Source organism: Arthrobacter sp. MA-N2 (genome assembly GCF_000517125.1).
Lineage (GTDB): Bacteria > Actinomycetota > Actinomycetes > Actinomycetales > Micrococcaceae > Arthrobacter > Arthrobacter methylotrophus.
Genome location: NZ_KI912157.1, coordinates 23,567 through 30,878 on the forward strand (window position 1 = coordinate 23,567; position 7,312 = coordinate 30,878).

5 protein-coding genes and 1 pseudogene are annotated in these 7,312 nt (G+C 64.4%); 1 reads left to right on the forward strand and 5 read right to left on the reverse strand.

The genetic code is table 11. From position 1 onward, the window contains the following. Positions 1-504: 504 nt before the first annotated feature. The 5 genes from A3M3_RS0121665 to A3M3_RS0121685 form a co-directional block, all read right to left on the reverse strand. The gene (locus A3M3_RS0121665) at positions 505-1,626 is read right to left on the reverse strand and encodes an NAD(P)/FAD-dependent oxidoreductase (RefSeq protein WP_028268084.1); all 1,122 of its coding nucleotides are present in this window, start codon (positions 1,624-1,626) and stop codon (positions 505-507) included. A 70-nt stretch (positions 1,627-1,696) separates the two neighbouring features. After that, the gene (locus A3M3_RS0121670; protein ID WP_028268085.1) at positions 1,697-2,740 is read right to left on the reverse strand and encodes a Gfo/Idh/MocA family protein; all 1,044 of its coding nucleotides are present in this window, start codon (positions 2,738-2,740) and stop codon (positions 1,697-1,699) included. Continuing rightward, the gene (locus A3M3_RS0121675) at positions 2,740-3,516 is read right to left on the reverse strand and encodes an amino acid ABC transporter ATP-binding protein (RefSeq protein WP_028268086.1); all 777 of its coding nucleotides are present in this window, start codon (positions 3,514-3,516) and stop codon (positions 2,740-2,742) included. Before A3M3_RS0121675 ends, A3M3_RS0121670 begins: the two co-directional genes overlap by 1 nt. Then, positions 3,513-4,301 (reverse strand): amino acid ABC transporter permease, encoded by a 789-nt coding sequence (locus tag A3M3_RS0121680; RefSeq protein ID WP_028268087.1) that lies wholly within the window; start codon positions 4,299-4,301, stop codon positions 3,513-3,515. The genes A3M3_RS0121675 and A3M3_RS0121680 overlap by 4 nt, the downstream gene beginning before the upstream one ends. A gap of 73 nt (positions 4,302-4,374) precedes the next feature. Beyond that, positions 4,375-5,238: an ABC transporter substrate-binding protein gene (locus A3M3_RS0121685; RefSeq protein WP_028268088.1), complete on the reverse strand. Its 864-nt coding sequence runs from the start codon at positions 5,236-5,238 to the stop codon at positions 4,375-4,377. Positions 5,239-5,402: 164 nt separating this feature from the next. On the opposite strand from A3M3_RS0121685, the pseudogene A3M3_RS26360 reads away from it, so the two are divergent. Next, positions 5,403-6,473, forward strand: a pseudogene (locus tag A3M3_RS26360) (LacI family DNA-binding transcriptional regulator); the annotation flags it as partial. Positions 6,474-7,312: the final 839 nt, after the last annotated feature.

Below are 7,312 nucleotides of genomic sequence, written 5' to 3' on the forward strand. Positions count from 1 at the left end.
CAGGCCAAAAGGGCAGGCTGCAGCGCGCCAGGGCCGGCGGGCGCTTGGATGTGCGGGGCCAAGCCAGGAAGAAGAATCAGGATCCGTGGAATCCGCGTGGAGGGGGAGGTCGATGCAACGCGATGCAGCGGGCTGCCTCGTCCGGGACGGGAACCGTCCTGGCCGATCTGCGCTTGCCGAAAGGCGCAAACGTGGTCCGTCGGGGACAGCGCGATGGCCTGCTTCACTGCATAGCCAAGCCTGTTCCAGGCCGCAATTTCTGGTTTCAGTACCGAAGATTTCAGCTCATGATCCGGTGGAGCCACGCCCTACCAGATCCCGGTGTTGCCCGTTCTGCGTCGTTGCGAAGGGCCGCGGCAGTGGCTGTCCGACCCGGAGGTTTGCGTTTCCATGGCGTCGGCAGGCAGGGGGCGCGGAGAGCCCAGCGGGGTTGAACGTAGGGAAGTTCAGATTTGCTGCAGGCAGGGGCCGGTCGAAGACGGGCCCCTGCCTGTCCAGTGTCGTCTAGGAGAATCGGCCGGGGCGGAAGGTGGAGAGCATGGGGTGTTTGCTTCCCGTGAGGATTTCATCTGCCAGCAGTTCGCCGACGATGAGTCCGAGCGTGGCTCCGGAGTGGGTGAAGGCGACGTAGCAGCCCGGCACTTGGCCGAGTTCGCCGAGGACGGGTTCCCCGTCACCGGGGATGGGCTTGTAGCCGATCTTCCAGGACGCCGGTTTGAGCTCGGGGTTGCCGGCGATGAGCTTTGACGCCTCGTCGGCGAGTTCCTGGACGATGTCTTCCGGGATGCTGAAGGAGCCGTCCGCGTGTTCGGTGATGTGCTCTTCGTACCAGTCGTGGTCCAGGGCAAAGGTGTTCCCCGGGTTGGGCCGGATGGCGGCGCGGGGGGTGTTCATGACGGCCTTTACCCCATGATCTACAGGCTTGGTGAGCACGAGCATGGAGACGGGGGAGCCGTTGGGGATGTCGACGCCCAGGGGTGCGACGACGGCGGGGGTGGCGGCACCGCAGGCCACCAGGACGGCGTCGGCCCGGTAGGTTTCGCCGGCGACGGTCTCGACGCCGGTGGCGCGGCCGTCGTCGACCGTGACCGAGGCCTTGCCGGCGTTGAGGACAAGCTGGCCACCGCGGGCGTGGAATTCGTCCATGAGGAGTTCGATCAGGTCCGGCAGGCTGACCCAGCCTTCGCCGGGGTTGAAAATGGCGCTTTCCGGCACCGCAATTGGATTGATGCCGGGGGTGGCGGATTCGATCTCTTCTGGCTTCAGCAGCTTCGAGTCATACCCGACGGACTTTTCGTAGGCGTGGCGTGCTTCCGTGGCGGCTTGCTGTCCGGCGGCGTTCCACATGAGGCCGCCGCCGAATTGCAGCCATTCACGGCTGGGATCCGCGGCGAACAATGTGCGGTAACGGTCGACCCCGGTGAGGCGCAGCCGGTGGTAGGGGGTGGAGCGTTCTCCCGCGGAGTTCAACCACGAGAGCGAGCGGCCGCTGGCCTCGCTGGCGAGGCCCTTTTCGGTGAGCAGGACAACGGACGCGCCTTCGCGGAGCAGGTGGACGGCTGTGGAGACTCCGAGGATGCCGCCGCCGATGATGACGATATGTTTGGTAGGGGCCGTGGAGGACATGGCTCTCCCTTTCTTTGGGGTTTGGTCGTTGGCCGCGCAGGGCGGCCTTGGCACAGATGGAAAGATCTGCCTACGCGAAGGCGTGGATTCTTTCGATGACTTTGAGGGTCTCAAGTGACTCTGCCGGGTCCACCGGCAAAGGGCCGCCCCCGCGGATAGCCGCCGCAAGTTCGGCATAGAACCGGGGGTAGGCGCCCTTTTCGGCAGGGACGGGCGCGGTGGCCCCGTCAACACCCAGGACCCCCCAAGAATCCTGGGGGTCAACGCCATAGGCGGGATCCGACGGCGGCAGGCCGGCCGCGAGGGCCGGCTCCTGGCTGTCGAGTCCCCACTTGGTGTAGCCGGCCTTGGAGCCCAGGACGTGGAACCGTGCACCGGCCTGGGCAGCCATGCCGTTCATCCACAGCCTGGTCCGCACTCCCGAGGTATGGAGCAGGGACGCGAAGGCGTCGGTATCGGCCCCGTCCCCGCGCGGACCATGGTTTGCGGTTTCGCCATAGCAATCTTCAATGGGACCGAAAAGCTGGATGGCTTGGTCGATCAAGTGGGCGCCGAGGTCGTGAAGGATCCCGCCACCGTCGGCAACGGAGGCGGTGTCCCGCCAGTTGCCGAAGCCTTCGGGCCGCCACCACTCGAATCGCGATTCGAAGCTCCGGACCTCACCCAGGGCTCCTTCCTGGATGAGGTTCCGGAGGGTCAGGAAGTCGGCGTCCCAGCGGCGGTTCTGGAATACCGTCAGCCGCACACCGCCGTCGGCCGCCCTGGCGATGAGCTCTTCACCGTGAGCCGATGCCGTGACGAAGGGTTTGTCCACCACCACATGGAGGCCATGGCCGATCGCGGTTGCGGCCAGGTCGAAGTGCGTGAGCGGGGGAGTGCCGAGCACCACGAGGTCAAGCTCCGGGGCCAACGCGAACAGTGCCTCCGGGGTCGGGACAATCCGCGCGTTCGGGTAGAGCCTGGCCGCTTCCGCAGCGCGCTCAGGGTCCGCCGTCACGATGACGTCGAGGGAATAGCCCGGGTCACCAGAGATCAGCGGCGCATGGAAGACCTTGCCGGAGACTCCGAATCCGACGACGGCCGTACGGGTGGGAGAAGTTGCAGCGTTCGGCATCACAGGACTTCCGAGAGGAAGCGTTGGAGCCGTTCGCTGCGGGGGTTGTCGAAGAGGTCCGCGGGCGTACCACTCTCCACTACCTCGCCTTCATCCATGAAGACCACCTGGTCGGCGACTTTGCGGGCGAAGCCCATTTCGTGGGTGACCACCAGCATGGTCATGCCGCGGCCGCCGAGGCCGGCCATGAGGTTCAGGACGCCTTTGACGAGTTCGGGGTCCAGGGCGCTGGTGGCTTCGTCGAAAAGCATCACTTCGGGTTCCATGGCCAGCGCCCGGGCGATGGCGACGCGTTGCTGTTGGCCGCCGGAGAGGTCCCGGGGGCGGTGGTCGGCGCGTTCGGCGAGCCCGACTTCGGCGAGGCTGCGGTGGGCACGTTCCCTGGCTGCGGCCTTGGACATCCCCTTCACGCTCCAGAGCGCCAGGGCCACGTTCTCGAGTGCGGTGTGGTCGGGGAAGAGGTTGAAGTGCTGGAAGACCATGCCGATGCGGGCCCGCAGGATGTCCGGTTTGACCGTGAGTGCGCTTTCACCGGCCAGGAGGACGTCGCCGCTCTTGGGTTCGTGGAGCCGGTTGACGCCGCGGAGCAGGGTCGACTTGCCCGATCCCGAGGGGCCGATGATGCAGGTGGTGGTGCCGGGAGCGACGTTCAGGCTGACGTTGCGCAGTACCTGGATGTCGCCGTACGCCATGGTCAGGTTTTTCAGTTCCAGGCTGGAGCCGTGGAAGGTCTGGGCACCGGCGGTGGTGTTGTTGGTGCTGGTGCTGGCGCTCATGTGTTGCTCCCGGTGATCAGCGGCGATGCCGCGTCGAGTTCTGTGAGTTCCTTCAGGCCGCTGCTCGGCGCGCTTGGCCGGCGGCGGCCGGTGCGGAAGCGGCTGTCGAAGTAGTTCACCAGGTGCGTCAGCGGCACGGTGATGACGAGGTAGAAGATGCCGGCCATGACCAGCGGGGAGAGGTTGCCGGAGAGTACGGCGGCGTCCTGGCCCACGCGGAAGAGTTCGCGTTCGCCGACGAGCAGGCCCAGGAAGTACACCAGCGAGGAGTCCTTGACGATGGCGATGAACTGGTTCACCAAGGCCGGCAGGACCCGGCGGATGCCCTGGGGCACTACCACGAGCCGCATGGATTTGGCGTAGCTCATGCCCAGGGCGCGGCAGGCCTCGCCCTGGCCTTTGTCGATGCTTTGGATGCCGGCGCGGAAGATCTCGCCGATGTAGGCGCTGGCGATAAGGCTCAGCGCGATGATGCCCAGCGGGTAGGGGGAGGGGCCGAAGATTGTCTGGCTTAGCCGGGCGAAGCCCTGGCCGATCAGCAGGATGGTGAGGATGGCCGGGAGGCCCCGGAACAGGTCGGTGTAGATGCGGGCGGGGATGCGCAGCCATTTGGAGGATGAGATCCCCATGACGGCAACGACCATGCCCAGTGCGACGCCGATGATGGTGGCGGAGACCGAAATGATCAGCGTGTTCAGCAGGCCCACACCGATCAGTTGGGGCAGGACCTCGGCCATCGCGCCGAAATCGAAGAATGTACGTGTGATGGTGCTAAACCAGTCCATGGTTTGCTCTCAGACTTAGTTGGCTGTCGGGCGGGCGGACCGGGTGCGGTCCGCCTGCCTGCTTGGCAGGGGCTTATTTGCTGGGGGTCGGGGTGGCGGTCTGCTCGGCCTTGGGCAGGTACTGGGCAGGCATCGGGGAGCCCGGGAACCACTTCTTGTAGAGCGTCTCCCACGTGCCGTCCTCCATGGCCGCGGCCAGTCCCTTGTTCAAGGCGTCCTTGAGGGCGGTCTTGTCCTTGGCCAGGGCAAAGCCGGCCGGTGCGTCAAAGGAGGGAATGTCGGCGGCGCTGACCAGTCCGAACTGCGTCTCGTAGGACTTGGCGGCCTCGTAGTCCAGGAAGTGGGCGTCTGCCGAGCCGCTGTTCACGGCCGATATCGCGGCGTTGTTGTCCGGGAAGCGCACCAGGTTGGCGGTGGGGAAATTCTTCACCGCATAGGCTTCCTGCAAGGTGCCCTGCACTACTCCAAGCCGTTTGCCGGCCAGGTCGTTGACGCTCTTGATCCCTGAGGTCTTGGTCGTCAGGACGGTCAGGTATCCGGCGAGGTAGCCGTTGGAGAAGTCCACGGTCTGCTTGCGCTTGTCCGTGATGCCGATGGCCGCGACCCCGACGTCGAACTGGCCGTTGGCGACGGCTGGCAGGATCGCCGAGAAGTCCTGTCCGGTGAAGACGACCTTGTCCACACCGGCGCGGTGCGCGACATCCTTGAACAGTTCGACATCGAAGCCTGTGAAGTTTCCGGTGGCGTCCGTGAAGGTGTAGGGCTTGGCATCGCCCAGGCTGGCCACCCGGATGGTACCGGGTTCGATGAGGCCATAAGGGTTCCCGGCCGTCGACGACGAGGCAGGGGTCGATCCGCCGCACCCGCTCAGTGCCAGGAGGGCTGCGACAGCAGCCGCAACGATCACCGCCGGGCGGAAGTTCAGTCGTTTAGTCACAGCAAATTTCCAATCATGAGAAGCAGGAAGCGGCCTAGGGCCTTTCAGGAATTCCCTTGCTGAGTCCGGTCTCAGTGGTTAGGATTGAGACCGGACTCACAAGGGGTTGCAAAAAAATGTAACCCAAACCACACTGGCCGTCAAGGCCCCTTCGGAAGGCATGCATGAGCAGCAATGGTTCGAGGCGGCGCGAGATCACGGTCGCCGACGTCGCGAAGGCGGCACAGGTATCCAAGGCCCAGGCCGCACGGGCCCTGGGCAACTACGGGGCCGTCAGCGAAGAAGTGCGGGGACGGGTTCTTGCGGCGGCGGAGGAGCTTTCCTATCGCCCCAACGAGCTCGCCCGCAGCATGAACACGGGGAAATCTAACACCATCGGCGTGGTCGTAGGTGACATCGAAAACCCCCACTTTGGCCTGGCCACCAGGGGAATCACGGACACGGCAAAGAAGAGCGGCTACAACGTCATCCTGATCAACACCGACGAGGAACTCACCGCGGAAATCGAGGCCGTCCAGGTCCTGCTCGACAAGCGGGTGGACGGACTGATCGTCGCCCCGGCGTCGTCTCTTGAAACAGAACATTTACAGTACGTTCACGAAACCGGACGGCCCCTGGTGCTCCTGGACCGAAAAGCCGAGCGGCTGGACGTGGAGACCATCGCCGTGAGCATGGCCGAGATTTCCTACGAATCCACCCGATACCTCCTCCAGGCCGGCCACCGCAGGATCGCGTTCATCTCCACCCTCAAGACAGACTCCCCGTACATCGAAGGGGCGGAGCTGGATTCCTCGCAGATCACCGAGCGCCTGGAGGGCATGCAGCGGGTATTTCTCGAAGCCGGACGGGGTTTCCCCGAGGACCTGGTGCGGCTGAATGCCGGCGACGCAGAGTCCATCCGGAACATCACCCGGGAAGTCCTCCTCATGCCGGAACCGGCCACCGCCATCGTGGCCTCCGACGGCCTCATTGCACTCAGCGTCCTGGAGGCCATCCAGGAGCTGGGCCTGTCCATCCCCGGCGACATTTCGTTCCTGATGTATGACGACTTCGCGTGGACCCGGCTGACCAGCCCGCCGCTGACGGTCATTTCCCAACCTGCATACGAGATGGGCGTGGCCGCCGCCAATGCGCTCATCCGGCAAATCGAAGGCCGTAAACCCGTGGCCAACGGATCGGACCTCACTGCCCGGCTGATCCTACGCGGCTCGGTCGGAACACCCCGCACCGCCGAGGACTTCAGCGCACCGGAAATTCCCGACACGGGTTCTCGGCGCCCGGCTCTCATTCATAGGGAGTATGACGCTATCGGTCCCGGAACAGGTACCGCTGCAGGTGCCATCGAGGCCTTCCCGGCCGGGCACGATGGGCATCGAGGTGGAAGCCAGCCCTCCATGCATTCGCCATCGCGTTCGAAGGCAGAATTAACTGACCGCATGCCAGGCCAGACCCGCCGCTAATCTGGCAGACCCCCGTCCGGGCGTCCCCGCTCGCTGGGCCACAGCAACTCGTCAACTTCTCAGCCCTGACAAGAGCCGTCAGCTTGCCCCACGGGCAGAACGCATACGGAATGGCCAACAAAATTGAGACCGGACACTTTCTGTGCGGCCTCACACAGCCCGACCTGCGGACGACTAGCGACCAAGGTACTCGAATACAAAACTTCCAACGATACCCAAAACCGCACCGATGATCGTCCACATCCACACCATACGGAAATACTGCCAGAACGATGGCCGGCACCCGAGAAACCTGGCACTGTGGCTGGTTGGCCCCGCTGAGTAATGCCGGACGGCACCCCCGGTTATCGAGCTGCAAACGATCCATAGCACTCGCGCGTATTCGTTCCAGAACGATAGAGCACCGCAGACGACTTCCACTTAAGCGAGGAACCGGCCGGCCGAATACTTCGATCACTTCGAGGTCCCGACGCTGGAGGAGTCGCTAACCGTTCTCACAGCTGCTTAGCGCCCATAGACTTCAGAACACGTTCTGAGTTAGTGTTGGTATATGAGCGCAGCAACAAAATCACGAAAGACCTTCCAGTCTTCCGAAACCCCAGCGACATTCCAGC